Source organism: Aeribacillus sp. FSL W8-0870, assembly GCF_037963755.1.
GTDB lineage: Bacteria > Bacillota > Bacilli > Bacillales > Aeribacillaceae > Aeribacillus > Aeribacillus composti.
Genome location: NZ_CP150165.1, coordinates 2,296,022 through 2,322,983, shown reverse-complemented (window position 1 = coordinate 2,322,983; position 26,962 = coordinate 2,296,022). Strand labels below are relative to the sequence as shown.

The 26,962-nt window shown below is 43.7% G+C and carries 27 protein-coding genes; 16 read left to right on the top strand and 11 right to left on the bottom strand.

The annotated features are described in order from the left end of the window. The first annotated feature begins 36 nt into the window (after window positions 1–36). The 5 genes from NSU02_RS11215 (at window position 37) to NSU02_RS11195 (ending at window position 3,069) form a co-directional block, all read left to right on the top strand. Window positions 37–756 (top strand): hypothetical protein, encoded by a 720-nt coding sequence (locus NSU02_RS11215; protein ID WP_339192919.1) that lies wholly within the window; start codon window positions 37–39, stop codon window positions 754–756. 204 nt (window positions 757–960) lie between these two features. Beyond that, a complete protein-coding gene (locus tag NSU02_RS11210) occupies window positions 961–1,464 on the top strand; it encodes an N-acetyltransferase family protein (RefSeq protein ID WP_339192918.1) in 504 nt (167 codons plus the stop codon). 104 nt (window positions 1,465–1,568) lie between these two features. Continuing rightward, on the top strand, window positions 1,569–2,192 hold the full coding sequence (locus tag NSU02_RS11205; protein ID WP_339192917.1) for a DJ-1/PfpI family protein: 624 nt from the start codon (window positions 1,569–1,571) through the stop codon (window positions 2,190–2,192). A gap of 150 nt (window positions 2,193–2,342) precedes the next feature. Next, window positions 2,343–2,690: a short-chain dehydrogenase gene (locus NSU02_RS11200; protein WP_339192916.1), complete on the top strand. Its 348-nt coding sequence runs from the start codon at window positions 2,343–2,345 to the stop codon at window positions 2,688–2,690. A 52-nt stretch (window positions 2,691–2,742) separates the two neighbouring features. Beyond that, entirely contained in the window at window positions 2,743–3,069 is a 327-nt protein-coding gene (locus NSU02_RS11195) for a YnfA family protein (RefSeq protein ID WP_339192913.1), read from the top strand. 299 nt (window positions 3,070–3,368) lie between these two features. Here NSU02_RS11195 and NSU02_RS11190 read toward each other — a convergent pair whose 3' ends face one another. Next, window positions 3,369–4,040, bottom strand: a complete 672-nt coding sequence (locus tag NSU02_RS11190; RefSeq protein WP_339192912.1) for a type 1 glutamine amidotransferase domain-containing protein — start codon at window positions 4,038–4,040, stop codon at window positions 3,369–3,371. A 115-nt stretch (window positions 4,041–4,155) separates the two neighbouring features. On the opposite strand from NSU02_RS11190, the gene NSU02_RS11185 reads away from it, so the two are divergent. Then, the gene (locus NSU02_RS11185; RefSeq protein WP_339192910.1) at window positions 4,156–5,034 is read left to right on the top strand and encodes a LysR family transcriptional regulator; all 879 of its coding nucleotides are present in this window, start codon (window positions 4,156–4,158) and stop codon (window positions 5,032–5,034) included. A gap of 85 nt (window positions 5,035–5,119) precedes the next feature. Beyond that, window positions 5,120–5,467 (top strand): VOC family protein, encoded by a 348-nt coding sequence (locus tag NSU02_RS11180; protein ID WP_339192909.1) that lies wholly within the window; start codon window positions 5,120–5,122, stop codon window positions 5,465–5,467. 72 nt (window positions 5,468–5,539) lie between these two features. Here NSU02_RS11180 and NSU02_RS11175 read toward each other — a convergent pair whose 3' ends face one another. Both NSU02_RS11175 and NSU02_RS11170 read right to left on the bottom strand, forming a co-directional pair. Beyond that, window positions 5,540–6,115 (bottom strand): PadR family transcriptional regulator, encoded by a 576-nt coding sequence (locus tag NSU02_RS11175; RefSeq protein WP_339192908.1) that lies wholly within the window; start codon window positions 6,113–6,115, stop codon window positions 5,540–5,542. 82 nt (window positions 6,116–6,197) lie between these two features. Continuing rightward, the gene (locus NSU02_RS11170; protein WP_339192907.1) at window positions 6,198–7,415 is read right to left on the bottom strand and encodes an NAD(P)/FAD-dependent oxidoreductase; all 1,218 of its coding nucleotides are present in this window, start codon (window positions 7,413–7,415) and stop codon (window positions 6,198–6,200) included. A gap of 302 nt (window positions 7,416–7,717) precedes the next feature. Between NSU02_RS11170 and NSU02_RS11165 the strand changes: the two genes are divergently transcribed. The 4 genes from NSU02_RS11165 (at window position 7,718) to ltrA (ending at window position 12,100) form a co-directional block, all read left to right on the top strand. Next, window positions 7,718–8,275, top strand: coding sequence for a cupin domain-containing protein (locus NSU02_RS11165; RefSeq protein ID WP_339192906.1), 558 nt, complete (start codon window positions 7,718–7,720; stop codon window positions 8,273–8,275). Between the two features lie 145 nt (window positions 8,276–8,420). Continuing rightward, a complete protein-coding gene (locus NSU02_RS11160) occupies window positions 8,421–8,774 on the top strand; it encodes a VOC family protein (protein ID WP_339192905.1) in 354 nt (117 codons plus the stop codon). A gap of 574 nt (window positions 8,775–9,348) precedes the next feature. Further along, a complete protein-coding gene (erm, locus tag NSU02_RS11155) occupies window positions 9,349–10,212 on the top strand; it encodes a 23S ribosomal RNA methyltransferase Erm (RefSeq protein ID WP_339192904.1) in 864 nt (287 codons plus the stop codon). A gap of 628 nt (window positions 10,213–10,840) precedes the next feature. After that, the gene (ltrA, locus tag NSU02_RS11150) at window positions 10,841–12,100 is read left to right on the top strand and encodes a group II intron reverse transcriptase/maturase (RefSeq protein WP_339195682.1); all 1,260 of its coding nucleotides are present in this window, start codon (window positions 10,841–10,843) and stop codon (window positions 12,098–12,100) included. Window positions 12,101–13,015: 915 nt separating this feature from the next. Here ltrA and NSU02_RS11145 read toward each other — a convergent pair. From NSU02_RS11145 to NSU02_RS11110, 8 genes are all read right to left on the bottom strand, one after another. After that, entirely contained in the window at window positions 13,016–13,204 is a 189-nt protein-coding gene (locus NSU02_RS11145) for a hypothetical protein (protein WP_263115623.1), read from the bottom strand. 120 nt (window positions 13,205–13,324) lie between these two features. Next, complete coding sequence (locus NSU02_RS11140) at window positions 13,325–14,020, bottom strand: ABC transporter ATP-binding protein (protein ID WP_094245972.1); 696 nt, start codon at window positions 14,018–14,020, stop codon at window positions 13,325–13,327. A 2-nt stretch (window positions 14,021–14,022) separates the two neighbouring features. Beyond that, on the bottom strand, window positions 14,023–15,108 hold the full coding sequence (locus NSU02_RS11135; RefSeq protein ID WP_339192903.1) for a hypothetical protein: 1,086 nt from the start codon (window positions 15,106–15,108) through the stop codon (window positions 14,023–14,025). Further along, window positions 15,101–16,117, bottom strand: a complete 1,017-nt coding sequence (locus tag NSU02_RS11130; protein WP_339192902.1) for an FtsX-like permease family protein — start codon at window positions 16,115–16,117, stop codon at window positions 15,101–15,103. The genes NSU02_RS11135 and NSU02_RS11130 overlap by 8 nt, the downstream gene beginning before the upstream one ends. Before the next feature lie 70 nt (window positions 16,118–16,187). Next, entirely contained in the window at window positions 16,188–16,580 is a 393-nt protein-coding gene (locus NSU02_RS11125) for a hypothetical protein (protein WP_094245969.1), read from the bottom strand. An 808-nt stretch (window positions 16,581–17,388) separates the two neighbouring features. Then, window positions 17,389–18,219 carry an ABC transporter ATP-binding protein gene (locus tag NSU02_RS11120; RefSeq protein ID WP_339192900.1) on the bottom strand — a complete coding sequence of 277 codons (831 nt, stop codon included), beginning with the start codon at window positions 18,217–18,219 and terminating at the stop codon, window positions 17,389–17,391. Window positions 18,220–18,223: 4 nt separating this feature from the next. Then, on the bottom strand, window positions 18,224–19,030 hold the full coding sequence (gene cbiQ, locus NSU02_RS11115; RefSeq protein ID WP_339192899.1) for a cobalt ECF transporter T component CbiQ: 807 nt from the start codon (window positions 19,028–19,030) through the stop codon (window positions 18,224–18,226). A 62-nt stretch (window positions 19,031–19,092) separates the two neighbouring features. Continuing rightward, a complete protein-coding gene (locus tag NSU02_RS11110) occupies window positions 19,093–20,139 on the bottom strand; it encodes an energy-coupling factor ABC transporter permease (RefSeq protein WP_339195773.1) in 1,047 nt (348 codons plus the stop codon). Window positions 20,140–21,316: 1,177 nt separating this feature from the next. Here NSU02_RS11110 and NSU02_RS11105 point away from each other — a divergent pair. The 5 genes from NSU02_RS11105 (at window position 21,317) to NSU02_RS11085 (ending at window position 26,945) form a co-directional block, all read left to right on the top strand. Beyond that, entirely contained in the window at window positions 21,317–22,348 is a 1,032-nt protein-coding gene (locus tag NSU02_RS11105; protein WP_339195771.1) for a TRAP transporter substrate-binding protein, read from the top strand. Window positions 22,349–22,382: 34 nt separating this feature from the next. Continuing rightward, complete coding sequence (locus NSU02_RS11100; protein WP_339192898.1) at window positions 22,383–22,967, top strand: TRAP transporter small permease; 585 nt, start codon at window positions 22,383–22,385, stop codon at window positions 22,965–22,967. Continuing rightward, window positions 22,968–24,251: a TRAP transporter large permease subunit gene (locus NSU02_RS11095; RefSeq protein WP_339192897.1), complete on the top strand. Its 1,284-nt coding sequence runs from the start codon at window positions 22,968–22,970 to the stop codon at window positions 24,249–24,251. It abuts the gene before it with no gap. Between the two features lie 189 nt (window positions 24,252–24,440). Further along, the gene (locus NSU02_RS11090) at window positions 24,441–25,493 is read left to right on the top strand and encodes a TRAP transporter substrate-binding protein (RefSeq protein WP_339192896.1); all 1,053 of its coding nucleotides are present in this window, start codon (window positions 24,441–24,443) and stop codon (window positions 25,491–25,493) included. Window positions 25,494–25,688: 195 nt separating this feature from the next. Beyond that, window positions 25,689–26,945: a lactate racemase domain-containing protein gene (locus tag NSU02_RS11085; RefSeq protein WP_339192895.1), complete on the top strand. Its 1,257-nt coding sequence runs from the start codon at window positions 25,689–25,691 to the stop codon at window positions 26,943–26,945. Window positions 26,946–26,962 lie beyond the last annotated feature (17 nt).

Genomic DNA, 26,962 nt, shown 5'->3' with positions numbered 1-26,962 from the left:
TTTACAAACGTCCGGTAAAATTTGTGGGAGGAAGTCATGAGTAACGATAAAGATTGGAAACGAACAAAAAGCGAAAGGAATCAAAAAGATGCCTCTTCGTTTTTCGGCCCGTCGCAATCGGATTCGAGTTCAAAGAAAAATGCAGACGTCCCAAGAGAGTGGTCAGAAGGCTGGAAAACGGTACGAAGCGAATGGGTGTGGAGCACGGAAGCGAAGCAGGGATGGCAGCGAAGAAAGCAAAAGAAGCGGGCGGACAGGTCGTTAATCTGGTTCGGAGGCATGGGCATCGCAATTTTTGTGGTGTCCATTATCGGATTTGGCATATTCAACGCAAGTTCCGGATCGACGATGGTTACCGGTGATGCGGCGATAAAGGCTTTGGCTAATAGGGTATCCACCTCCTTGCCTCTGGGTGCCGTTCTGTTGACCAATGATGAATACTTTGAACCACAGAATTATACACTTGAAATTCAACAGGAAGGGGGAGAAACGGCGATCTGGGTATGGGACTATGCTGCCGAGGACGGCGATTACGTGCAAATTCTCCATAACGGTACCCCTTTGACCGATGCGTTTATGATCAAGCACGATCCCCAAAGGTTCACTATACCTGCAGAAGGCCTCATACAGATACGCGGCGTGAGAGACGGGGGAGGCGGAATCACCTACGCGATCCATTTCGAATTCAACGGAACGACGTATTTCAACGCCGTAGCAGAAGGTGAAGAAAACACGTATACGCTGGTGAAAAAGTAGATTCATGTCCGGTTGCCGCGAATTAGTGACAGAAGTGGACAATGACGATACCAGCCGCGGCATGTTGGGGTGCGTCACGGATCGCTTGTTGAGCGGTTTTCGGGTCGGGCGGAATACTGGACGAGTCCTCTTTTTCTTTTAAGTTGAAGGAAACAAAGACATGTACTATATATGATATAAACAATCTACGCGCAGGTGATTTTCTTGATCGATAATCTTACATTCAGGCATGCCAGTATTGACGATTTGCCCATGATTGTGGAGATCTACAATGCGACCATCCCCAGCAGAATGGTCACGGCTGATACGGAGCCGGTATCTGTCGAGGATCGATTAACGTGGTTTTATGAACATCACCCCGAAAGACGACCATTGTGGGTTGTCGAGCACGAGGGCAGCATTTGCGGCTGGGTCAGTCTGCAATCGTTCTACGGCCGGCCGGCTTATCGTGCAACGGCTGAAGTCAGCATTTACCTTCATGAAGATTTCCGCGGGAAAGGACTGGGAAAACAGATTTTAACGAGGGTCTTCGCGGAATGTCCGAAGTTGGGAATTGACACGCTGCTTGGTTTTATCTTTGCTCACAATGAACCGAGCTTGCGTTTGTTTACCAGTTTGGGGTTTGTGAAGTGGGCGCATTTGCCGGAAGTCGCTACATTGGACGGCGTGAAACGGGATTTGCTGATCTTAGGGAAAAAAATACCGTAACCGAATCACAACACCTCCCACAGCCGAGCAAGAAGTCAGGCCTCATGCCTACGATTGGCTCGGCTTTGCTTCGTTTTGACAAAAGAAAAAAGGTGATATTCAACATGAAACTGGCCATTATTCTGTTTGAAACGATGACCTCGCTGGATTTCATCGGGTTTTACGACGGAGTGACCCGGCTGAAAAGCATGGGGTTTATCGACAATCTCAGCTGGGACATCTGTGCGTACGACGAGCAGGTGAGCGATGACCGGGGAGTGACGTACAAGATCCCTTGCGTTCGTCCCAATCTGGCGGGCTATGATCTTATCTATGTGCCAGGCGGGATGGGCACCCGAACGCTGATCCACGACACGGCGTTTATCGCCTGGTTACAAACAGCGAAAGATGTGCCGTATAAAGTTGCCGTCTGCACCGGTTCCTTGCTTTTGGGAGCCGCGGGTTTCTTGAAGGGAAAAAAGGCGACGACGCATCCGAATGCGCTGGAGCTGCTTGCCGCATACACGGAGCAAGTGGAAACAAAGCGGATTGTCCGAGATGGCAATACCATCACAGGCGGAGGCGTCGCCACCTCCGTAGACTTGGGTTTATACGTCTGTGAACTGCTTGCTGGTAAAGAGGTTGTTGCGAAAATTCAAAAACAAATGGATTACCCGTATTATCGCAGTGAAGTGTGCGAAATTCCAGCGGAGGACGAAAAAGGTATGCGGAACCGATGCGCAACCTGAGTCCGGTTTGCGGGCTTAGGTTTTTTGTGCGCCAAAAACTCTCCGCCCGACGCGGGACTGGGAGTCAATCGATGCTGTATACAAAGTCGACCAGACTCCCGACGATTTTTTGGCATAATGGAAATGAATAGCAAAGGGAGGGGATCGCCAATGCCTTGTACGCATGAATTTGGAATTCTGGACGAATTGGACAAAACAAGAGAATACAACGATTACGAGCCGCACAAGTACCAGTGCATTTCGGTTGACGATGATGTGATCAATGACTTGCATCCGCATCTATTAAAGATGAAGACGTACTTCCATTCATTCACCCGCCCTGCACATGGTTTGGCTTATTGGGGAGTTACGATTATTCCGCCTGAATCATTGCCGTTATTTTATGATGTCGTCACAGCTGCAAAGGATTACCACCAATCATCAGAGCTGCGCGAACTTGCCGCAAAAATTCTGCAGGCAAAAGAACAAAACAAACACATGATTCATTATGGCGTCTAAAGTCAGACGGTGAGCAAGCATCTCGGACGGAACTGAAAAAGGGAGAGACAAAATGGCAAAGGCAATCGCATTGTTTCTAGCAGCGGGTCTGGCGGAAATCGGAGGCGGGTATCTTGTCTGGCTCTGGTTACGGGAAGCCAAGCCGCTGTGGGTCGGCGCGCTGGGAGGGATGATCCTCGTCCTGTACGGGATCATTCCCACACTGCAAAGCTTTCCCAACTTTGGCCGCGTCTACGCCGCTTACGGGGGAGTGTTTATTGTTCTTGCGGGGTTTTGGGGATGGTTAGTAGACAAGAAAACGCCCGATCTCTATGACTGGATCGGGGCATTGGTTTGCTTGGTGGGCGTTTTCATCATGTTGTGGGCACCGCGGATTTGAGAACGAAACGTTCGTATTGTCCTCCAACAATTGCATCCAAGCGATGAATGGGATTATTTCAAGAACAGGATCAACGCGGTAGCGGCTGCGCCAAGGTAAACCCAGAAGGAATGCTCTTTTGTACATGCGACCAATCTTTTCATGGAAAACTCATCCCCTCATACTTTTTTTCTGCACAAAGACAGATACATTTACATGAGAACCAATGCTTTTCTACCATATATGATAAAGAAAATCGTGCAAAAGCGAAAGGGAACTGGCTCCTATTCAGGTGAAAAGACAAGAAGCCGGCGCGGTCTTCAGGAGCCGGCTTCCAGCAGTTCGCTCACTTTTTTCGCCGTTGCCTCTCCCGATTGGGGATTCTGTCCGGTGACCAGCTTGCCGTCCACCTCTACGTGATTGGACCACATTGGAGCGGCTACGAATATTGCGCCGTTCTCTCGCAAGCGATCTTCCAAGAGAAAAGGCATATAAGGGTCTAGCTGGACAGCGCGTTCTTCCTCGTTGGTGAACGACGTCACCTTTTTGCCCTTAACCAGGTATTCGCCGGAGGAGAGTTTCACATGAACCAACCCGGCCGGGCCATGACATACAGCCGCGACGACGCGATCGGACTCGACAAACTCTCGGACTCTGGTCTGGAGCACAGCATCATCGGGAAAATCAAACATGGTTCCATGTCCGCCTGGCAGGAACAACGCATCGAATCCTTCCGCAGAAATCTCGCTGAGCGGGGGCGTCGCCTCCAATTCGCGAATCGCGTCCGGCCATTTTGCCTTACTTTCCTCGTTGAGACTGCGCGGGTCGATCGGGACGTAGCCGCCTTTGATACTGGCGACCGTTATTGCAAACCCTCTTTCCTTAAAAATTTCGTAGGGTTCCGCGAATTCGGACAGCCACAGTCCCGTAGGATGACCTTCCGTGATCTGGGCATGGCTTGTGACGACCATCAAAACACGTTTCTGCGCCATTCGTTCACCCTCCTATGTTCCTTTCAACGACACAACCGGTTGTGCTAATTGCAGTATACTTTTTCCATTGCTATAATTCAAATAATACAAAAGGGGATGGGGTATAAAAAAAATTATGACTAATTTTGAATGGTACAGATCGTTTGTCGCGATATACCGCCACGGTTCCATCTCGAGAGCGGCGCAGGCCCGGTTCATGACCCAGCCTGCGTTGAGCCAACACCTGGCCGCCCTGGAAGCGGAGATCGGCGAGCCGCTTTTCCGCAGGACGCCCAGACAGATGGTGCCGACGGAACGAGGGCACATGCTTTACGGGCAAATCGTGCAAGCCGTCGACCGCCTGGAAAAGATCAGCGGCGATTTCCGTCATCCTTCCACTCCCCCGACGCTGCGGATCGGGGGGCCGGCGGAATGGATCCATGAATACTTGATCGCCAGATTGCCGGAAAGTCCGTATACGCTCTCGTTTACCTTTGGGGAGACAAAGCCGCTGATTCAAGCGCTAAAAAACAATGATATCGACCTGCTGATCGCCACCCAGCACGTTGCCACTTCCGGACTGACTTTTACCAGATTGATGACGGAGACGTTTAAACTCGTGGGGAACCGGCCGATGCCGAGCGACGGGTATGACCGTGATGATATACGGCAGCGGTTGGAGCGGCTGGACTGGATTAGTTACGCTCCGGAACTCCCTATTATTCGCAGATTTTGGTTTGCCGCGTTTGGAGAGCGATGTACGCTAAAGCCAAGATTCATCGTTCCCGATTTGCGTGTGATCAAATCCTTGGTGCTCCAAGGGCACGGGATCAGTGTCTTGCCGGAATACCTCGTAGCGGACGAGTTGAAAAAGGGGGAGTTGTACGAACTGTGGAGATCTCCAGAGCCGGTGGAAAACGATTTGTGGCTGGTCTACCGCTCGTCTGACCGTGTGGATCCGACCTTCACGACCTTCGTGGATTCATGGCTTCGTGCAGCCGTTGTGACGCCCTGAGTTGAAACGATGGGGGAGGATTATTATCGTTTTTGTAGAAAAATTTTTTATAAATCCATTTGTTTTAATTGAGGGAGGAAGTTGGATGAAAACACGGTTAACCCATGTCAGAATCAACGTTTCCGATTTGCAGCGCGCAGTCAAATGGTATGAGGATGTGCTGGGGTTCAAGGTTACGGACACATGGCCTCCCGAGAAACCGAATTACGCGCAGTTTGAATTAGGAGAAGGTGCGATCTTTTCGATCATGGAAGATCCCAACGTACCTTCCCACGGGCGGTTTAATTTTAACGTCGAGGATGTGGAAGGCTTGTGGGAGCGGTTGAAGGATAACGTGGACGTAGTGGAAGAACTGTTCGACACGCCTTGGGGGTCCAAAAAGTTTACCATCCGTGATTTGGATGGCAACGAGCTGGGGTTTGTCAAAGGATAAACGCGCACCAGAGGTTCGCGAAACACCAGAACAGGAGAGGACGTGAGCGGACGGCGAACGACGCGGTCCTGCTCACGTCCTCCAATGTTTGGTCAGGGTTCCGGCGCGGATTTCCTCGATAATCGCTGCTACCCAGTTGTGTTCGGCTTCCAGCATGGCCAGCGTGTATTCCGTTTCGATCAGGAACAGCCGGTCCACGCCAGCTTCCGCAGCGGCGTTTTGGGCAGCGCGCGTTTCGCTGATTTGATTGGCAAGCTGTCTGCGGCGTTCCTCCAGCAGCTGTATCACCTCATCCGGCGCGAGGTGTCCGAGAAAGGCTAGTCCGGCAGCAAACTGCGGGTATTCTTTCGCCGGGGTGCGGATCAGCGAGCGAAGCCAGGTGAAGAACAGCTCTTTTCCCGCTTCCGTAGGCGCATATATCGTCCGTTCCGGATGGCGCCCTTCCCGCTCCGTGGCAATCGGCTCAATCCAACCGCCGCGCAACAGGGACTCCACTACCGCATAGAGGGAGCCGGTATTCAGTTTAATCACATCGGATAGCTTGCGCTGGCGCATCGTCGCCCCGATTTCGTACGGGTGCATCGGCTTTTCGTTCAGCAGGGATAGTACGGCGAGCGCCAGCAGATTCGTCGGTTTTCGTTGAGCCACGTGCGATTCCTCCTCTGTCTTTATCATATACGCGACGGAATCGCCGATCTAGATCGTGTGCGGTGGGAAGCGAACGGTAGCGTCAGTTGGACACCGTCTGCTTCCAATCGATGTGGTAATCGTACAGCCACGCGAACGACTGCTTGCTCGCTTGCCGCAAAAAGAACGGCAGCAGCAAATCGCGGAAAAACACTTGCACAGGATGGGTCGCATGCTTCCGGCTGCCGAGCTGCCGCGAATACCGCACAATCCGCTCCACCCGTTCTTTGCGCAGTTCCCGGTAGCGGTGAAACGCTTCGTCGAGATCGGGGATGTCCCGGACACACTTGGCCAGTACCATCGCATCCTCCAAGGCGAGCGACGCGCCTTGCCCGGCATTGGGGGACGTCGCATGCACGGCGTCTCCCACCAGTACGATACGGTTGACGTGCCAACGGGGGAGCGGCGGCATGTCGTAGATTGGGTAAAACAAAATGTCGCCGGGAGTTTCACGCACAATGTCCGGAACGGGGGACACATCGTCTTTGTACAACGCTTCTATTTTTTCTCGCCACACGTTTTGCGGAATGGACATCAGCTCTCGGCGCGTCGGGAGCCCCGGATAATCGAGGTTGCCGAACCAGTATACCTCGCCAGACCGATGGACGAGGTAGCCGAAAAACGCTTTTTTGCCAAAGATGAGATGCTGTGCGCCGGGAACATGCGGCACCTGATCCTTGTGCAGGTAACCGCCGAAGCTGATCAGACCGGTATACGTCGGCGGGGGTGCATCGGGCAGGATGCATTTCCGTGTTCGCGAATGGATCCCGTCGCAGCCGACGATAAAATCACCGGTCGCTGTGCTGCTGTCTGTAAAATGCGCGGTGACGGCTCCCTCCGTCGCGTTGGTTTCCAGCGACTGCAATCGTTTTCCAAACGTGATGGGAATTCCGTTGCGCTGCGCTGCCTCGCGAAGCACATGGTGCAGCTCCTGTCGTTTGAGCGTGTAGCCTTGTGGCTCGCCCGTTTTCGGTCCCACCGTGCCGAGCAGTTTTCCATTGCTGTTCATCATGCGCAGTGTATACATTTCGATTCCCAACCTGCGCACCTCATCGTCCAGTCCCAGTTCTTGCAAGATGCGCATGCCGTTGCGGGCTACGTTTAAAAACAGTCCGGTTTCCGCTTCGCCCAGTTCGGACGCTTCGTAAATCTCCGCTTCAATCCCCGCCCGTTGCAAGAAGAGCGCAGTAGCGGGTCCGGCAATTCCGCAGCCGATGATCACGGCGCGCTTAGCTTTTCTCAAAACGCTCATTCCTTTCATTCCGTCACGTTCCCCCTTTCCTTGCATCAATGTCTTTCGTTTTTCAGCCAATTTTTGGATTGTCGCATTGCTCCTCTTCATTTTAGAGGGAAAGGCATGATGCAAAAACGGCACGAAGACGGGGAAAGCCATCCGACCTTAGTCTGATTAGAATAGTTTACTTAGACTATTATGAAATCGCATTTTTCCTTGAAACCAAAAGGCAGTGGGTTGTTCTTGGCTTTTCCTTGTCACGCATAGCTGGGCAAACACATACAATGCCTGCAGATTCCAACACTTCAATGGCAGAGGTGAACACGAACATGAACCCGTATTACGTGTATCCGTATTACGGTTTGCAGTGGTACTATCCCACCCCCTGTTACTGGGCTCCGCCTTCGGACTGGGGAGACGAGAACCTGTATGGCGGCGCTTATCCTGGCAATTTGCGGCCTGTCCAATACCCGCAAATCGAACTGAGAGATTACGGCGGGCAACCGTTTGTCGTCAATATTGAGCGAGCCGCCGAGCAAAATCGAAATTATCGAACCGCCTTATGGACCGGAAATCATCTGCAGGTGACGTTGATGAGCATCGAGGTGGGGGGCGATATCGGTCTGGAAGTGCATCCCAATGTCGATCAGTTTATCCGTATTGAAGAAGGACAGGGACTGGTGCAAATGGGGCCGCAGAGAGATCGGCTCACGTTTACACGTAGGGTGTCTGACGATGATGCGATCATGATCCCCGCGGGGACGTGGCATAATGTGCGCAATACCGGTAATGTTCCGTTGAAACTGTACGCCATTTATGCTCCGCCTGAACATCCGTTTGGCACAATCCACCGCACAAAAGCGGAAGCAATGGCCGCTTATCGGTGACAGTTAGCGTGTCCGGGTGCCGGCTAAAGCGCGACATCTTCGCGTACACACCGTAACGCTCTCACTCCGATGGGAAATGAAGGATTTACCACTCCTTTTGTCGAAATATGTATTATGCGGAAGTTTTAAGGAGAGGAGAGCGAAGATGCGTATACTGAAAAAGATGGTCAGAATTTACGTACATGACCTTTCCGCTGCGATTGACTATTATCAAAAATTGACCGGCGAGCCTCTGAACAGGCGCTTTGCCATGCCGGAAGTTGGTTTGGAATTGGCCTCCATTGGCGACATCTTGCTCATCAGCGGCAAAGAAGAGGATTTGGCTCCCTTTCGACAAACGTCCACGACGTTTTTGGTTGACTCGCTGGATGAGTTCAAAACGTTTTTGGAAAACAGCGGCGCGGTTATTTTAAAGGAACCGGCGCAAGTTCCGACCGGGCGGAACATGACGGTGCAACATCCGGACGGAACGATTGTGGAGTACGTTGAACATTCGTGAGGCAAAGCGTTTGCTGCTGCTTCGCTTGTCCTCCGATAACTTGGAACAGACGAGTGAGCCAAATACATTCAAAAAAACCGAGGAATGGTGCTGCGGAGGATGATCGGATTACGATTGTGACAAATCGTGTCATGCATCTGAAGCCGCCGGGTGGCTTGGACTGCTGTTGATTTTGTGTTATTCTGAAGTGGGTGATCCGTGATGCTATAATCACGGCGAATCCATGCATTCCGCAAAGGAGGCTTATGAAACGTGTATTCTGCCAGACTTCGTTACCCAGCTTTGAACGAGTAATTTCATACGTTCAAAGGCTCTGCTTGTGTAGGCGGAGCAAACGGGAGAAGTCTGCCCTTTTTTCATAATTTCTCAAGCGAATCGATATTGATGCAATATGAAAAAAAGCAGCTTGGGCTGCTTTTTTTGTCCTATTTTTCTGCATGGCTTGATACCAGTATACCTGACTGGTTGATCGATTCTTTTCGTGGCATGAGATCTACTCGTGTAAGGCTATATCTTCCTTTGCTCCGATTCACAAGCAGGAGCTTGTGATTTTTTTGGGAAAGGAAGAGATCCCATGCCTCGTAAAATTCAAAAGCAGCATAAGAAAAGATTCACCAGTGGAGAACCGCCCAATTTTTTGGGGCAGCATTTCATGTATGAAAAAAAGGTAATCCGTGAAATTATCGACAAAGCAAACATTGAAGAGCACGAGACGGTTGTAGAATTAGGAGCTGGAAAAGGCGCGTTAACATTCCCTTTGTCCGAACGAGCGGGAAAAGTGCTGGCTGTAGAGTATGACGCCAAATGGGTTGCATTTCTCAGACAAAAAGCGATGCCATATCCCAACCTCACCATTATTCAACAAGACATTTTGCAAATGCGTCTGCCCAAGGGAAAATTTATTGTGGTATCCAGTATTCCGTATTCCATTACAACGCCGATCATGAAAATGCTCCTGAACAAACCTTCAACCGGCTTTCAAAGAGGGGTTCTTGTGATAGAAAAAGGAGCGGCTAAACGCTTTACAGCGAAGTTTGTGAAAGACAGTTATGTTGCGGCTTGGAGGATGTATTTTGACATAAACTTCGTGAAGGAAATTTCCCGATACCACTTCTCTCCCCCGCCGAAAGTGGACTCGGCAATCATCACGATAAAGAGAAAAGCGACCCCGATTATTCCCATAAAAGATTATGTCACGTTTCGGGGACTGGCGGATTATGTGCTGAAGGAACCGCACGCTTCTGTCGATTGGGCGCTACGCGGTGTCTTCACGCCACCGCAAATCGCATATTTAAAAAGAAAGCTTGGGATGAAACAAGACGTTCCCGTTGCGTGTTTATCAGAGTTGCAATGGGGAATCATCTTTGAAACGATGGTACAGCATGTTCCAAGATGCAAATGGCCAAAGGTGAAAAAAGAAAAACGGGACTATCTTTGAGTAACTTCAGCCATAAATCGCGTCCAGAAAAAAGGTTGTGAGCTGCAAGAAAGGTACGTTCTTGCAGCCTTTTTCGTGCGCCCGGCATGTACATGAACTATAGGGTGTAAGTCCCGAACCCCGAAGACAGAAGTAGAGGTTAGCCAAGAGCAAGGGTGTCCGTGGTGACGCGGAATCTGAAGGAAGCTGGAGGCAAAACACCGGTCCGAGGAACACGAACCTCATATAAGGCTAGGTATGATTGAGTGAGTTTGCGAAACAAAACAAAGCTCTTTCTGTCGAAGGTCATATCGAGTAAATGAGGCGGATAGATGGTGTGAAAGTGCATGTACTTACCCGGGGAGGTCTGGCTGGCACGCCAAGTAACCTTGGTAACCTATCTAGTGATAGATAACTGAACAGTCAGAAGTCAGCAGAAGTCATAGTACTCTTTTCGAGCTCGAGACGAAAGAGGAAGGACTGAACAATTAAGGAGAACGAATCGCTAGGCGTTCACCTTCTGTGTGGAAGCAGACAATCCGATAGGACTTACTTGAAGGAGGAAGTGGTGAATCCCACGGGGGACTTCAAGAGGGTGGAGCAGAAGATGGCACAAATAGAAGAATTCGTTCACGTGGAGAGGATATCAATGTTGATGGAAATGATTTTGTCACGGGAAAATCTCCTGGCGGCACTGAAACGAGTCGAACAGAATAAAGGAGGTCACGGAGTAGATGGCATGTCCGTAAAAGACCTACGAAGACACCTCTACGAAAATTGGGACTCCATTCGACAGTCGTTGAGAGAAGGAACCTACAAGCCCTTACCCGTCCGTCGAGTCGAAATCCCGAAACCGAACGGTGGAGTAAGACTTCTAGGGATCCCTACCGTGACGGATCGTTTCATCCAACAAGCGATTGCCCAAGTGTTGACGAAAATCTTTGATCCGACCTTCTCGAACCATAGCTATGGTTTCCGACCAGGTAGAAGGGGACATGATGCGGTTAGGGAAGCAAAGGGTTATATCAAAGAAGGATATCGTTGGGTAGTCGATATAGACCTAGAGAAATTCTTTGACAAGGTGAATCACGACAAACTGATGGGGATCTTGGCGAAAACGATCAAAGATCGAATTCTACTGAAGGTAATTCGCCGGTATCTTCAATCAGGCGTGATGATCAATGGAGTGGTAATGGAAACGGACATGGGAACGCCTCAAGGCGGCCCGCTTAGTCCACTTTTATCAAACATCATGCTTCATGAATTGGATAAAGAGCTTGAGAAACGTGGACATAAGTTTGTTCGGTATGCGGATGACTGTAACATCTATGTGAAAACAAAGAAAGCAGGAATTCGTGTCATGAACTCCATTACGAACTTTATAGAGAAGGAGTTAAAGCTCAAGGTAAATAAAGAGAAATCGGCGGTAGACCGTCCTTGGAAACGGAAGTTTCTCGGTTTCAGCTTCACACTCAATAAGACTCCAAAGGTACGGATGGCGAACGAAAGTGTGAAACGTTTGAAGAACAAGATCCGTGAAATTACATCAAGGTCGAAACCGTATCCAATGGAGAAAAGGATTGAGAAACTGAATAAGTATTTAATGGGATGGTGCGGATATTTTGCCTTGGCAGAAACACCAAGTAAGTTCAAAGAATTTGATGAATGGATTAGACGAAGGCTTCGGATGTGTTTGTGGAAAGAATGGAAAACCCCGAAAACAAGAATTCGGAAACTCAGAGGATTAGAAGTTCCAAGCCATAAAGCATTCGAATGGGGCAATACACGCAAGAAATATTGGCGGATTGCCTGCAGTCCCATTCTACACAAAACCCTCGACAACTCCTATTGGAAGCGTCGAGGGTTAAGAAGTCTATTCGAAAGATATCAAGCACTACGTCATACTTAATTGAACCGCCGTATACCGAACGGTACGTACGGTGGTGTGAGAGGTCGGGGGTTAGTCACCCCCTCCTACTCGATTTGTGCGCCCGGCATGGGTGTAATCTATAGGGTGAAAGTCCCGAGCTGCGAAGGCAGAAGTAGCAGTTAGCTTAACGCAAGGGTGTCCGTGGTGACGCGGAATCTGAAGGAAGCGAGCGGCAAACTTCCGGTCTGAGGAACACGAACTTCATATGAGGCTAGGTATCACTGGGTGAGTTTGCAAGACAAAACAAAGCCCTTTCTGCCGAAGGTGATACAGAGTAAATGAAGCAGATGGATGGAAGGAAAGATTACACTCTTACCCGGGGAGGTCTGGCTGGCACGCCAAGTAACCTTGGTAACCTATCTAGTGATAGATAGCTGAACAGTCAGAAGTCAGCAGAGGTCATAGTATTAGTTGGTCTAGAACAACTAAGAAGGACCGAACAATTAAGAGAGAATAGCCCTTGGCATTCAGTGAGTCATGATGAACACAGAAAACGTAGTACCTCACTTGAGGGAGGAAGCGGTGAATCCCGTGGGAGATCTCTTGGAGGGTGGAGTGACCACTGGCATAAAGAGAACAGCTATTCACGGAAGTTATAAAGACTTGCGTCAATTATCTTAATTGAACCGCCGTATACGGAACCGTACGTACGGTGGTGTGAGAGGACGGGAGTTAATCGCTCCCTCCTACTCGATTTTTATAGTAGAAGTGGAGAATAGGTCGTGACAGCCCCAGAACCTTGAGTTCGTAATGAAAAAACTGGCCTACTTCACTGCCCTTATAAGAATCAGTTTCAGTATGTTGGATCCTTGAGATCGTGTATAAGAAAAGGGAATCGATAAGGTGAAGTGAAGACTTCTACATAAAAATCAGGAGGAATGTATATGCAAAGCGTCATTGCTTTTGATGTCGGTATGGGAATAACCCCTCAATATCATAAATAACCATAACTTGCTTATTGTTGTATTCTTTAAATGTAGGAGTAATGTCTCTTTGCTGTTTTGAAGGTTCTTTATCATGTATTTCTGGAAAAAATGACAATTGCATGGTATCATTCATTATAGTAGTCTTTTGATTACTCATAAAAAATCGCCCTCTTTCTAAAATGTTTGTTTGGTCACTTACCTTTTACTAGAAAGGGTGATTTTTTTGTATTTTTAAGCATGAATTAACAGAAAGAGGCTGCCAAAAAGTGAAAATTAGTCACTTTTTGGACAGCCCCTTACTTGTTATGAGTTGACCGTCATTAATTCGTAGAATTCGATCCCCTAGCTTAGCCACCTTATCATCATGGGTCGCAACAAGCACTGCAGCACCTTTTTCTTTGAAAGAAAGAATATGAGACATTACTGTTTGCGCTGTCTCGCTATCAAGGGCTGCTGTCGGCTCATCGGCGAGTATCACATCAGGATTGTTCACCAGAGCACGAGCAATAGCAACTCGCTGTCGTTCACCTCCAGAAAGTTCTGATGGTTTCTTCTTTAATGCCCAATCCAGACCGACTTTCTCTAATGCCTCTAATACTCTATTTTTTCTCTCCTTACGTCCTGGTAAGGGTCTTGCATATTGCAATGGTATCATGACATTACTTTCAACAGTTTCATTCTCAATTATTGCGTAATCCTGATGGATATATCCAAAATACTCATTTCGTAGACGAGCCCTATTACGATCGCGTTCTGATACTTCTCTTCCTTGAATGAGGATATGGCCCCGCGTTGGCTTACTAATTAATCCTAATATATTTAATAATGTAGATTTACCGCTACCTGACGCCCCCATCAAAATAACACATTCACCAGCATTCAGTCGTAAAGAAACTTTTTCAAGAGCCGTTACTTGTGTGCGATCCCTACCATAAACCTTCGAAATGTTTCGAGCTTCAAGGATTGGTTTCATTTTCAGCCTCCTATCTTTTTTGTGCTGCGCATGGACCATAACCATAATATAAAAAATGTCACTAAGATTCCTAACATAACCCATAACGGTACATTTGGTGATGGTGCACCCGCAAGATGTAAGTAACATAAGAGCAGTGTAAGTATCGTAATCGGTGGGATCAGCACCACCGCTGCCAAAAATCCCCCAATGCGAAGACTAATATGAAAAGGCGTTGCTCCATACATAACCCTGATTTTAAAAGCCCGATGCTCTTGACGAATCGTCAAACGTGCAGAGGACACGAAAGCAATAAAAACTAGTAACAGAAAACTTAACATACCTACAATATATATAGCGGAACGTCCCATTATTTCACGAAATCGTTGAGGTTGATCCACAGCTATGTCATGGGGAATAAGAAACAAGTCACTATTTGCACTCATCTTAACAAACGTACCTACCGCTTTAGCTTCCGGATCAAGCAAGACCGTTCGAGCTATAGCTTCTTCTTGCTCAATAGGACTGAGTAGTGGAAGAAGGTTAGTTGGTGCTCTAATCACGATGCGGTTGTCTAAGGGTAAACCTGCCGCCGAAGGATCAAAAAAAGTAGCTCCTGCAGGAAGTGTGCCGACTACTGGTATGTTTTCTCCTGCTATATTTACAGAGTCCATATTTTCACCAGCAAGTTTTGACCCTTGCATAGCACATGGTACGGATTCGCACAGCTGAAGCTCAGGAAATAAATCTGAAATAACATCACCGAACAGTATTAGTGTAAGATGTCCATCTGCAAATTCAGGATCATCAAGTCCCATGTTATTAATGATTGCAGTATAGCCCTTTTGATCGTTGATTTGGTCTATCACAAATTGTATAGTATCCGTCCCTACTTGACTCGGTTCACCATCGGATGGATAGTAAGGGGTAAAAGTGACAGCGTGCTGTTCCCGTAATTGCTGGCCTCCTTTTAATACAGCAACCTGGGATACAACATCCTCTAAGGCCAGTGCAAAAACAACGCAGGCTGCGGTAATCATCAATGAAATTCCTAACATGGCCTGCCAACGTCGGCAAGCCATAATAACCCCTGCCCACAACTCACGCATCAACATTTACCTCCTTGTTTGTCTTTATAACCACATAAAGTATCAAAGACCATGTCAAGATGACAATAATGAATGAGATAGCAATACTAGCGAATGTTTGTAAATTGAATAATGGGATATCAGTATGGCTAACTTCTGCTATTAGAAGTTTTGACATAATTCCACCTATAGCACTCCCTATTAGAAGACCAGCTATCCCAAATAATAGATTTTCTCGCACGAGGGTAGTGGGCAAGGCTCCATAACGTCTTCGAATGCCAAACTCTCGAGCACGTTCTTGATTGTATAAAAACCAGTCCAAAACAACACATAAAAGACCCATAACTAGAAAAATGACAGTGATTACAACAAATGGATTATTAATGAAATATGTAAATAATGGGATTTCCTTACTTACCTGAGGGACAAACCCCATCTGATAGAACAAGTTTAATATATGTTTTACTTGATCCGGATCCGAAGTATTTATCGTGTAATTTCCAGGAGGTAGTGGATCTAGATTAATCGTACGTGCATATTGATAATCATCTGTTGCAGATGGCGAATCAATCACTCCGGAAATTTCAACTTCCTTTGGTAAAAGAGATGCTGTACCAGAATTCGACCACTGTTTTTCAGTGTATGTACCTCGGAAAAGATAGGCATGAGAAGTTGTTAAGTCCGTACTTTCATCTGAATCTTTTGGAAACCAAGGCAGGGATCCATGTGGGTCGTAAACAATGATTTCAGGTCGACCATCGCCTAACGAAGAATAAACAAGAGATAGTGACTGTTTATCAATATAGTCAATTAACATACTTTGTGCAGAAGATGCTTCAGTTTTTGTAACCTCTTGTGGACCATTAATCATGGTCAAGACAGTTATTTCTCCTGTTAAGCCGAATGTGATTTCTTGGCGGCTTTCAAGCGTCCATTGAAATGCTTGCACCATGAAAGATGTTAGCATGCTGAGAAGGACGCAACTAAGTGCAAGTCTTAAATTTAATAGAAACCATTTATTTGTATTCATGTCAACGCCCTCCTCAATTTACGTGCTTTGATCCAAATTCTAGAAAGTAAAACTTAATTAGGTTATAATTTTAGAAGTAAATAAAGTTATAGTTATAGCGAGTTACATATTTGTCACCCCAAAGTGGTGAGTCCCAAACAGAGTCTTGGCGGGAATGAACTCTTGTATCACTTTTCGAACTTGCTTTTGAAGTGTAAAGACGTCCTGTATCAAGAGAAGGTCCCGCCTGACGAGTAAACCGGTGATATCCCTGTTTCGCGTGTTTGCCATTATCATTATACGAGGCTTTGATTTGGACATAGCCATTCCATTTTGCCCCCATTAGTGTTTCCCATGCTTTAGCATAGTTCTGACCGGCTGCTTGTGTTTGAGTAAAAGAGAGACATAAGGTAATTAAAAGCCCCGCAATGATTAAGACAAATACATTTCGCACATAGCGAGAAACTCCAAGACTACTATTCATTTTTTATCCCCCCTTTCCAAGTTTTTCACAGTAATCTTTTCAACAATTAACAATAAATTCCTCTCTATTTTGACAAAATGAAACAATATTACTAGCATCAATTAAGGTTTAGTATTTTTGCACGAAAATATATAGGTAAAAATGGTGGAGTAAAATTTATGAAGGATTGGATAATCCAAACATGTCTTTGTTTTTACTACAATAGGATCGCATAAAGGGGACATCACACTTTATTTTTTGCTTCGACAAGTATATAAAATTCCATTAAAATAAAAAGAACCATAAAACTTCCAAACGGAAATTTTATGGTTCCTGTCACATTTCGTATGACGTAAAGCATATATTTCCACAACCATAGAGCCACAAGGCATTTTTAACTTAATAGGATTTATCCCTCAGTAAAGTGTATGTTGCATATCAAATAGAATTGTTCAATACACTCATTCTAAAATAAAAAGGTTGTAAGAATAATTATATAGAAATAGAAACTCTTCCTTTTAAAGGTACCGTCAAGAATTTTGTGTAAGGTTCTATAGAGTATCCTCAGATTATGCTTTATTCGATAATAAATTCATTTATCTGTTCCCACTAGGAGACTCGGGGAAACGGATATAAGTTAAGTTCGGAACATCAATGAGCCAGCCGATGTTTTTTGTGAAAGTGATGCCGGAGCGGGGGGCATGGAACATCAAAATAAACGAGAGAATATTTTATGGTTCTCGTCAGATTAGGCAGTGCTTATTTCATAAGGTCAACTGCTTCGAAATAGTTGAATTTATTTGAGCTTCTTCAAAATTCAAAAGCAATCTCATTCTCTGGTCAATCGCAATTCTTTTTTGGCTTCTTTGTCGACTACAATTTTCTCATGGATATATCCGAATTTGCCTTTTGAAGTTCCGCAAACAGGACAATTTTGAAGTGAAAGAGGTAATTCCAAGCCACAGCTATTCAGCAGATCTTCATTGGATAAAATGTCCACTGCGGTTCCATCTGCAGCTATTTCTCCTTTTTTTATCACAATAATCCTTTTACAGGTTTCAAGTACCATGTCCAAATCGTGGCTGGTAATTATTTTTGTATGTTCAAAGCTTTTTAACAAATCAATTACTCTCCGTCTTGATTTTGGATCCAGGCCAGAAGTTGGCTCATCCATGATCAATACATCAGGTTGCATGGATAAAACGGATGCAATTGCGGCAGAGCGCTTTTCTCCTCCTGATAGTTTATAGGGGGCTCGGTCTCTCAAATGAGGTATTCCAACCTTCTCCAGTGCCTGCATCACCCGTCTCTCCACGTCTTCCTCTTCCAGCTTATAATTTCGTGGTCCAAAGGCAACGTCTTCATAAACAGTAGTCATGAACAATTGGTCGTCAGGGTCCTGAAAAACCATTCCCAATCTTTGGCGAATCATCGGTAATGTCTTTTTGGTTACACGCACATCTCCTACCAGCACTTCTCCGCCATCCGGAAAATAAACTCCCATCAACAGCATTAGCAGCGTAGACTTCCCAGCACCATTTGCACCAATGATTCCGACTGATTCACCATGATAAATGGAAAAAGACATATTTTTAATTGCTTCATGTCCATCCGGATACGAAAAATGCAGATTCCTCACTTCAATTTTATGATGACTCATCCTATCAAATCACTCCTGTAAACAATGACCCTATCAATACAGGTATGTTGTAAATTCTTGCAATAATAAAAAATAGACTCCATCCGGCAAAATAGGCAAGGTCTTTAAAGCTTAGTTTTGCAATATCTCCTGTATAATACTCTCCTGTAAAGCCTCTTAAATTCATTGCTTGATATACCCGCTCTGCTCTTTCAAAAGTCCTGAGCAATATTTGTCCGGCAAAAGAGCCCCAAGCGCTCCACTTTAATCCCTTTTGTCCTGGCGCCCTAAGTGAATACGCCCTTATCATCCTGGAAATCTCTTCGATCAGCACCGATATATATCGATATGTTAATAGAAGCTGTAAGACAAAAATCTTAGGGATTTTGACCATCCGCAAAGCTGCGGCAAACCGATCCATCCCTGTGGTTGCAATGAGTAAAATGCTGGCTGTCACTGTTAAACTGCATTTTATTAAAATTGATAAAAAAGTAACCCAACCTTTTGAAATGGCAATTCCACCAAACAGCACTTTAGAATGATCAAACAATGGATTTAATATTCCGATTCCGATAATGAAAGGTTCAATAAGCAATATCATTTTTAAAATTGGCGCAACTGGTAGCTCTGCAAAAGCAAAAATTAGTATAGGATAAAAAATAAAAGGCAAAAGACCAATTATTTCATACCTTTCAAATGATACAACCACAGTCAAATAGACGACTGTGGTTAACAGCTTTATTAGTGGATGAATTCTGTGTATAAAGGTCTCTTTTCGCGCCAGATCATCCAGAAGCCTCATATTAGACAGCGAATTTATCATGTTCGACATTTACATCCATTCCTATTATATATTTTTAATAAACTAAAGGGAGGACCCCACCATAAAAATGATCAAGCGGTCGTTTTTATTTTTCTCCTTTTAATCAACATGATGACCCACCCTGTAAATACGGCTAATGCAAGAGTCAATGCTCCTCCTACTATACCCGAAACGCTTGTCCCAGCATTAACAGCAGGCCACGCATTTTCAGCTTGTCCAGCTGTTTTTTCATTTTCACTTGCTTTAAAATCATAATCAGGCAATAATGCTGTTTTGCTTTGAATTTCAGAGAGTGTTTCATGAATGCCGTCAGGAGCTTCCAATTCTGCCGTACCTGCTGTTTTTTCGATAGACCATTCCAGTCCGTCAGGATTAGCGGATGCAAACCAAGAAAACAAACCGCCAACCACAACTACAGCGATTGAAAGGGCTGTCAATACTTTCTTCATAGATATATTGCCAAAGGCTTCCTCGTTTGCTGCTTTTTCCAAAATGTCAGGTCTAGCCCTCCATACGAAGGTAATGATTGCTGCGGTCACCAGCCCTTCAACTATTCCGATCGCAAGGTGAATCGGCTGCATTAACAATACGAATTTCTCAAAGGGTAATTCGGTTTTTCCTGATAAAAGAGTCTCAAGGACAACGCTAAAAGCACCCAATTGGAGAGCAACCAGTGCTGAAGCCATCGAACCAGCAAAAATCCTATTGGAAGTAATCCCTTTACGTGTAAACCATTTATATATGAATGGATATGCTATAAAGCACGTATAAAAACCAAGGTTAAATACGTTGCAGCCAAAAGCAAGCAATCCGCCGTCACCAAAGAACAATGCCTGTATCAACAAAATCGAAGCCATTGTTAAAAATCCCGCATAAGGACCTAATAATATTGCCAGCAGCATTCCTCCTCCGAGGTGTCCGCTTGAACCAGTGCCTGGTATTGAAAAATTAATCATTTGTGCTGCAAAAACAAATGCTCCCATCACTCCCATTAAAGGAATTTTCTTTTCATCCAGCTCATTCTGGAGTTTTTTGATTGAATAAGCTGCAACTCCAGCAGTAGTTGCCAGCATGGTTCCACCAACAGCTGGTGAAATCAAGGCATCCGCCATGTGCATCATGTTCACCCCTTTGTAACATTATTTTTAGAATTTTTAAAATAATTTGTAAGTCGAGCGTATCACGGTTTGACAAGAATGGTCAAGAGAATGTTAAGTTACACGACTTTCAATGGTCAGAAATGTTCAGCTTTGTTGAACGCGATTTGTTTTTGTCCAGCAATTACAATCTTTTGCTATCCAGCCATTTCTCACTATCCGGTTTCTGGATTTGAAACGGGGGAGGGGATGGATTTTTACTGGTACTCATGTTGTTTTCGGCTCATCGTTAAGGGTCAACTAGTATCGCAGATTTTCTGTGCCGGGTCATAGATGTCGAAAATTACATCTTTATGATCGCTGTTGCGCACAGCCGGTAATTCCGTCAATGTTTTGCGAAGATTTTTTCTTATCGGCGATTAATGAATCTATCCATATAAACGGGCAGTTTTTTTTAAATTGGATTTGTCCGCATTTAACTGGTTCACAAAAATATCAATTTATTTACAACGTTTGGCAGCCAGATATGTTGATTTTTAAAGAAAAAATTTTAACAAAATAATTGTAAAACGATTTCATTTTGTTTTATAATTTTACTAAACCGGTTTATGAAAACGCTTATAAATACTAAATCGATTTAGTAATGAAAGAGGGATCCCTTTGAAGAAAGTTACGATGGCTGACGTCGCAAAGTTGCTTAATTTTTATCTTGCATTTTGCTAAAGTTTTATTTTGCATTGGGAAAGGAAGTTAGAAAATTTATCAAAAATATACTTGATTATTATGAAAATTTATAATATTATAAAAACAAACTCATGATTATATTTATTTTTACTTACAATATAAAACTTAGTTTTATATTATAAAACAAAAGTGTATAAAGTTTATTTTTGAAAGCATTTAACAAGGGTTTATTATTTTCTATTTTTGTAGGGGGAGGACCCAAATTTTTTATAAATCTAATGAGAAAGGAACTATTTGTTATTATTAGAAAATTTGTATATTATAAAACGAAGCTCATAATTATATTTATTTTTGTTTATATTACAAAACTTAGTTTTATAATATAAAACAAAATAGATGAAACTTATTTTTGAATGCTTTTAATAATTAGAGTTGTTATTTTCCATTTTTTGGTTTACGTTAAAACATAAATTTTCTATATATGCAATGAAAAGAGGGGGGTTGTTACAAGGTGATGAAAAAAAGTATCTCATTCATATTGCTGTTTTCTGTTTTACTTTTTGCTTTCTTGTCAGGATGTGGTGCTGAAAAACAGTCTGGACAAGAAAATGAGAAGAGTAGGGAATCTAAAGTAATAAAAGTAGCAAACTATTTTGCAGAGGATCATCCACAAAACGTTGCATTGAGGGAAAAATTTAAAAAAATTGTTGAAGAAAAGTCAGGTGGGACTCTTAAAGTACAGATTTATGCCAATAGTACTCTAGGGGCTGAAAAGGAATTTTATGACGGTGTGCGTAATGGCACTATTGAAATGGGGATTCCCGGCTTGATTATGCAAAATGATATTCCAAAAATGGGAGTACCAGAGTGGCCGTTTTTATTTAAAGATTTCGAACATGTAAAAAAAGTATTAAATGGACCGATTGGAAAGGAAATTGCGGCAGATCTCGAAAAAAAGCATGGTGTTCATCCGTTAGCATGGAGTGCAAATGGATTTAGAATGTTTTCAGCTAACAAAACAATAGACTCTATGGATGACTTTAAGGGGCTACGCATTAGAATGCCGAATATTCCCAACTATATTACAATAGGAAAATTGCTTGGGGCAAATGTTACGCCAATGCCAATATCAGAGGTTTTTACGGCATTGGAACAAAAAGTGGTTGATGGACAGGATAATCCTATTGCTACATTACGTGCTTCGGGATGGTATGAGGTCCAAAGTAATGTACTAGAGTCCAAGCATATGTTTAGTCCCAATATCTATATTATTAACAGTAAATTTTGGCATAGTTTGACCCCGGAGCAACAAAAAATTATTGAAGAAGCTGCAAAAGAATCAGCCAATTACGAATTTGAACTTATGGAAAAGAGTTATGAAGAAGATAAAAAATTTTTAGAACAACATGGAATTAAGTTTACAACACCAAGCCCAGAATTTACTAAACAAATGCAAGAAGCAGTACAACCGTTATATGATGAACTTTTTAAAAAATATGATTGGGCAAAAGACTTATATGAAAGGATAAAAGCAGAAGCTAAGTAAAAAGGATAAAAATGGAAAAAGGATGGTGAATCTATTGAAGAAACTTAGCAAACTAGTAAATGGTATTTTAAATGTATTGATCGTATTGACTCTTGCCATGATGTGTATTTTGGTATTCGGTAATGTTGTCTTACGTTATGTATTTAACTCAGGTATAACTTGGTCCGAAGAAATGTCCCGTTTCCTATTTATTTGGATGATATTTTTAGGAGCAATTGGTGCTTTGAGAGATAACGACCACTTAGGGGTGGATACACTTCTTAAGAAGTTGCCATTGGGTGTCAAGCGAGTTGTCTTTATTTTCAGTAATTTAATCGTTCTTTATGTGCTATGGTTACTTCTTGATGGAAGCTGGAAGATAACTATAAGTAACTTGCATAGTACGGCACCTGCAACGGGCTTGCCATTAGCTTATGTTTACGGAATTGGTATCATCGTGAGTATCGGAATGGGAATAATTGTATTGTTTAATATTTATCGAGCCTTATTTCAAATAAATACGCTAGAAGAGCTTACCCGAATGAAAGAGTCGGAAGATGAAATCATACAAGCAGTTCATGAAGAAATCATGGAATCGCACTACGGTCAAAAACAGGGTGCAGCTGGAGGTGAGAGGTAGATGGCATTTGCTGTTTTTGTTGGTTCGTTAATCGGCGTCATGGCGTTAGGAATGCCTATTGCTTTTGCACTTTTAGTAAGTGGTGTTGCCCTGATGTTTTATCTTGATATTTTCGATACCCAGATTATCGCGCAAAACCTCATTGACGGAGCTGACAATTTTTCAATGCTGGCGATCCCTTTTTTCATCCTTGCGGGAGAATTGATGAATGCCGGTGGGATTTCCAATCGAATTATTAACTTTGCCCTGTCTCTCGTTGGTCATATTCGTGGAGGATTGGGGTATGTAGCGATCATTGCCAGCGTCCTTTTTGCCGGTTTATCCGGTTCAGCAGTAGCAGATACAGCAGCTCTTGGTGCGATTCTCATTCCAATGATGGTTAAAGCCGGATATGACCGAAACCAATCTACCGGTCTCATTGCGGCTGGCGGTATTATTGCGCCGATCATTCCTCCAAGCATACCGATGATTATTTTTGGAGTAACGAGCGGTGTATCGATTACTAAATTATTTATGGCAGGGATCGTCCCGGGTCTTCTCATCGGCTTATGTTTGGTAGTATGTTGGTGGTTTATGGTAAGAAAAGATGAGGTAGAAGTTTTTCCTCGCAAATCTGTAAAAGAAATACTATCAGCTACCCGTCAAGCAATTTGGGCGCTTCTACTACCTGCTTTTATCGTTGGTGGGCTTCGTGGGGGGGTTTTTACTCCTACAGAAGCAGCTGTCGTGGCCGCGTTCTATGCGTTATTTGTCGGTATGTTCATTTATCGTGAATTGAAAATACAAGATTTGTTTAAGGTACTAGTAGCCTCTGCAAAGGCAACAAGTATGGTAATGTTCCTTGTTGCAGCAGCCATGGTATCAGCATGGTTGATCACGGTTGCCAATATCCCGTCAATCGTAACGGATATGCTCGGACCGTTCGTCGAGAATAAGCTGCTGCTTCTGCTGGTGATTAATGCATTAGTTCTATTAGTTGGTACTGCAATGGATTTGACACCTACTATTCTCATTCTTACTCCTGTTTTAATGCCTATTATCGAAAAAGCTGGAATTGATCCGGTGTACTTCGGGGTACTTTTTGTACTCAATAACTGCATTGGATTACTGACTCCTCCAGTTGGCACAGTATTAAATGTAGCTTGTGGGGTAGGAAAAATAGGGATGGAGGACATTATGAAAGGGATATGGCCTTTCTTACTGGCGGAAACCCTTGTTCTTATATTGCTTATTCTGTTTCCGTCTATTGTTACCGTTCCACTTCAATGGTTTACGGGCATGTAATTTTTGTATAAAGCAGATGCATTATTTCCCACCTGTACGCATTGAACTAAAAAGGACGTTTATTTTAAAAACGGCATAACGGCATCTTCAATAAGCATTGCAGAAGTGCTCAACTGGTCATAAAAAGGGAATAGATAATTAATTGTACAAAAGGAAAGAAAAATGAACGAAAAGCTAGGAGGATAAAGCATGAGAAAAACAGCTGCGGTTAGGAAGGTTATCATTGTTTTTCTATCAATAGGATTACTTTTTCTAAGCGCTTGTGGTTCTAATGGTGCTCAAGGAGGAACAAAGTCTAATAATCATGGAATCCAAGAAAGGATTATTAAAGCAGGGATCGGGCTAAATGAAGATCATCCGGAAGGGCAAGGACTTCTCAAATTCAAGGAAATAGTGGAGAAAAAAAGCGGGGGAAAATTGAAAGTTCAAACGTATTTTAGCGCAACTTTAGGCGATGATTTAAAAATGACTGAGGCGCTGCAAAGTGGCACACAAGAAATTACTATCCCATCAACTTCTCCGTTAGTTGGAATGATCAAAGAATTTGGTATATTCGATTTTCCATTCCTTTTTAATACTGCAGAAGAAGCGGATGCGATTCTAGACGGACCTATAGGTAAAAAATTGTTAGAAAAACTTCCTGAACATAGGTTGATTGGTCTTGCTTATTGGGAGAACGGGTTCCGGAATGTAACTAATAGCAAACATTCAATTAATACGATAGACGATTTTAAAGGCTTAAAACTGCGGACAATGCAAAATCAGGTGCACATTGATGCATTTAAAAAACTTGGTGCTAATCCAACGCCAATGGCTTTTTCAGAAGTTTTCACAGCTCTTGAAAGCAAAACAGTTGATGGTCAAGAAAATCCATTAGCGACAATTAAATCTAATAAATATTATGAGGTACAAGACTATTTAAGCCTTACTAAGCATGCTTACACACCATTTGTTTTCTTAGTCAGCAAAAAATTCTGGGATAGCTTATCACCAGAAGAACAGAAGATTCTACAGGATGCAGCTGTGGAAGCTGGCAAGTATCAACGAGAGATTAGTCGTCAAGAAGATAAAAAGGCATTAGAAGAGCTAAAGAAAACCGGTATTAAAATTAATGAAGTGAGTGATGAAGAATGGAAAAAGATGGCAGAAGCCATTAAACCTGTTATCGATAAATATGCCAAAGAATTTGGAGAAGATCTCGTAAATGAAATGTATAGCGAATTGAAAAAAATTAGTAAATAATTACGAAATATGGTTGGTATTTATTTTAAGATGAAATGTAAGGATTTTATAGATAGGGAAGAGAGTATTTCTACAGAAGGCATATTAGTATTTACGTTTCTTCCTTATTTCCTCCAAAGATACGCTGATAGATAATTCTATGGTTTGTTTATGTAATAAAAAATCAATCAGATTAAATTAATAGAGGGAGGAAAAATGGGAATAATTAATGATCTACTCAAAGACGTGCCAATTCCGAAAATGATAAAGATTAGGCAAAATTTTCACGCCCCTGAAATTGCAGATGTTCCTAAAGCAGTCCATGGGAGTATTCAGCAGGCCAATGTTCTCCATAGAATTTCCCCTGGCGATCGAGTGGCAATTGCTGTAGGAAGCCGCGGCGTGGCAGATATACCAATTATTACTCGGGAAGTCGTGAACGCTGTTAAACAGGTAGGTGGAAATCCTTTCATCGTACCTGCAATGGGTAGTCACGGAGGGGCAACTGCTGAAGGTCAGAAAGATGTATTAATACATTTGGGAGTTACTGAAGAATTTGTAGGTGCACCTATTTGTTCTAGTATGGAGGTAGTAGAAGTAGGAAGATTAGATAATGGTCTTCCAGTTTACACAGATAAACTTGCATATGAGGCAGACAAAATAATTGTTATAAATAGGGTTAAACCACATACAGCTTTTCGGGGGCCGGTTGAAAGCGGATTGATGAAAATGATAACAATTGGTCTCGGTAAGCAAAAAGGTGCCGAAGCTGCCCATAAATATAGCTTTAAGTATATGAGTAAACATGTTATTGAAATGGCAAAAATAGTTATTAGTAAGGCGCCAGTTATTTTTGGTGTAGCTGTTTTGGAAAATGCATATGATCGCCCTGCAAAAGTTGTTACGGTCCCAGCGGAGCATTTCGAAACAGTGGAACCTGAACTATTGCTAGAGGCAAAAGCATTGATGCCAAGAATTATGTTTAGCCCGATTGATGTGCTTGTAGTAGATGAAATAGGGAAGGATATTTCGGGAGATGGAATGGATCCAAATATTACAGGCAGGTACGCTACTCCCTATGCAACTGGCGGCCCGGAAGTGACACGTATAGTGGTATTAAGTTTGTCTGAAAAAACACAGGGCAATGCCAATGGTATTGGCCTTGCTGATATCACAACAAATAAAGTTAAGGAACAAATCGTATGGGAAAAAGGATACGCTAATGCTTTAACAAGCACAGTGGTCTCTGTAGTAAAACTACCAATGTTTTTAGAAACAGAAGAATTAGCAGTGAAAGCAGCGATTAAAACATGCAACGTCTTTGACATTAACAGGGTTAGAGTAGTCAGAATAAAAAATACATTAGCGCTTAGGGATATCTGGATTTCGGAGAGTCTTCTACATGAAGCGAGACAAATGACAGAGATAGAGATTTTATCGGAACCTTTTGAAATGGATTTTTCATTGCCATAAACAAAAAATATGTTATT

What these genes read in the sequence shown, in the direction of transcription:
- NSU02_RS11215 (WP_339192919.1), top strand. Translation starts at nt 37, where the DNA reads ATGAGTAACGATAAAGATTGGAAACGAACAAAAAGCGAAAGGAATCAA.
- NSU02_RS11205 (WP_339192917.1), top strand. Translation starts at nt 1,569, where the DNA reads ATGAAACTGGCCATTATTCTGTTTGAAACGATGACCTCGCTGGATTTC.
- NSU02_RS11200 (WP_339192916.1), top strand. Translation starts at nt 2,343, where the DNA reads ATGCCTTGTACGCATGAATTTGGAATTCTGGACGAATTGGACAAAACA.
- NSU02_RS11195 (WP_339192913.1), top strand. Translation starts at nt 2,743, where the DNA reads ATGGCAAAGGCAATCGCATTGTTTCTAGCAGCGGGTCTGGCGGAAATC.
- NSU02_RS11190 (WP_339192912.1), bottom strand. Translation starts at nt 4,040, where the DNA reads ATGGCGCAGAAACGTGTTTTGATGGTCGTCACAAGCCATGCCCAGATC.
- NSU02_RS11185 (WP_339192910.1), top strand. Translation starts at nt 4,156, where the DNA reads ATGACTAATTTTGAATGGTACAGATCGTTTGTCGCGATATACCGCCAC.
- NSU02_RS11180 (WP_339192909.1), top strand. Translation starts at nt 5,120, where the DNA reads ATGAAAACACGGTTAACCCATGTCAGAATCAACGTTTCCGATTTGCAG.
- NSU02_RS11170 (WP_339192907.1), bottom strand. Translation starts at nt 7,415, where the DNA reads ATGAAAGGAATGAGCGTTTTGAGAAAAGCTAAGCGCGCCGTGATCATC.
- NSU02_RS11165 (WP_339192906.1), top strand. Translation starts at nt 7,718, where the DNA reads ATGAACCCGTATTACGTGTATCCGTATTACGGTTTGCAGTGGTACTAT.
- NSU02_RS11160 (WP_339192905.1), top strand. Translation starts at nt 8,421, where the DNA reads ATGCGTATACTGAAAAAGATGGTCAGAATTTACGTACATGACCTTTCC.
- erm (WP_339192904.1), top strand. Translation starts at nt 9,349, where the DNA reads ATGCCTCGTAAAATTCAAAAGCAGCATAAGAAAAGATTCACCAGTGGA.
- ltrA (WP_339195682.1), top strand. Translation starts at nt 10,841, where the DNA reads ATGTTGATGGAAATGATTTTGTCACGGGAAAATCTCCTGGCGGCACTG.
- NSU02_RS11145 (WP_263115623.1), bottom strand. Translation starts at nt 13,204, where the DNA reads ATGAGTAATCAAAAGACTACTATAATGAATGATACCATGCAATTGTCA.
- NSU02_RS11140 (WP_094245972.1), bottom strand. Translation starts at nt 14,020, where the DNA reads ATGAAACCAATCCTTGAAGCTCGAAACATTTCGAAGGTTTATGGTAGG.
- NSU02_RS11135 (WP_339192903.1), bottom strand. Translation starts at nt 15,108, where the DNA reads ATGCGTGAGTTGTGGGCAGGGGTTATTATGGCTTGCCGACGTTGGCAG.
- NSU02_RS11130 (WP_339192902.1), bottom strand. Translation starts at nt 16,117, where the DNA reads ATGAATACAAATAAATGGTTTCTATTAAATTTAAGACTTGCACTTAGT.
- NSU02_RS11125 (WP_094245969.1), bottom strand. Translation starts at nt 16,580, where the DNA reads ATGAATAGTAGTCTTGGAGTTTCTCGCTATGTGCGAAATGTATTTGTC.
- NSU02_RS11120 (WP_339192900.1), bottom strand. Translation starts at nt 18,219, where the DNA reads ATGAGTCATCATAAAATTGAAGTGAGGAATCTGCATTTTTCGTATCCG.
- cbiQ (WP_339192899.1), bottom strand. Translation starts at nt 19,030, where the DNA reads ATGTCGAACATGATAAATTCGCTGTCTAATATGAGGCTTCTGGATGAT.
- NSU02_RS11110 (WP_339195773.1), bottom strand. Translation starts at nt 20,139, where the DNA reads ATGCACATGGCGGATGCCTTGATTTCACCAGCTGTTGGTGGAACCATG.
- NSU02_RS11105 (WP_339195771.1), top strand. Translation starts at nt 21,317, where the DNA reads ATGAAAAAAAGTATCTCATTCATATTGCTGTTTTCTGTTTTACTTTTT.
- NSU02_RS11095 (WP_339192897.1), top strand. Translation starts at nt 22,968, where the DNA reads ATGGCATTTGCTGTTTTTGTTGGTTCGTTAATCGGCGTCATGGCGTTA.
- NSU02_RS11090 (WP_339192896.1), top strand. Translation starts at nt 24,441, where the DNA reads ATGAGAAAAACAGCTGCGGTTAGGAAGGTTATCATTGTTTTTCTATCA.
- NSU02_RS11085 (WP_339192895.1), top strand. Translation starts at nt 25,689, where the DNA reads ATGGGAATAATTAATGATCTACTCAAAGACGTGCCAATTCCGAAAATG.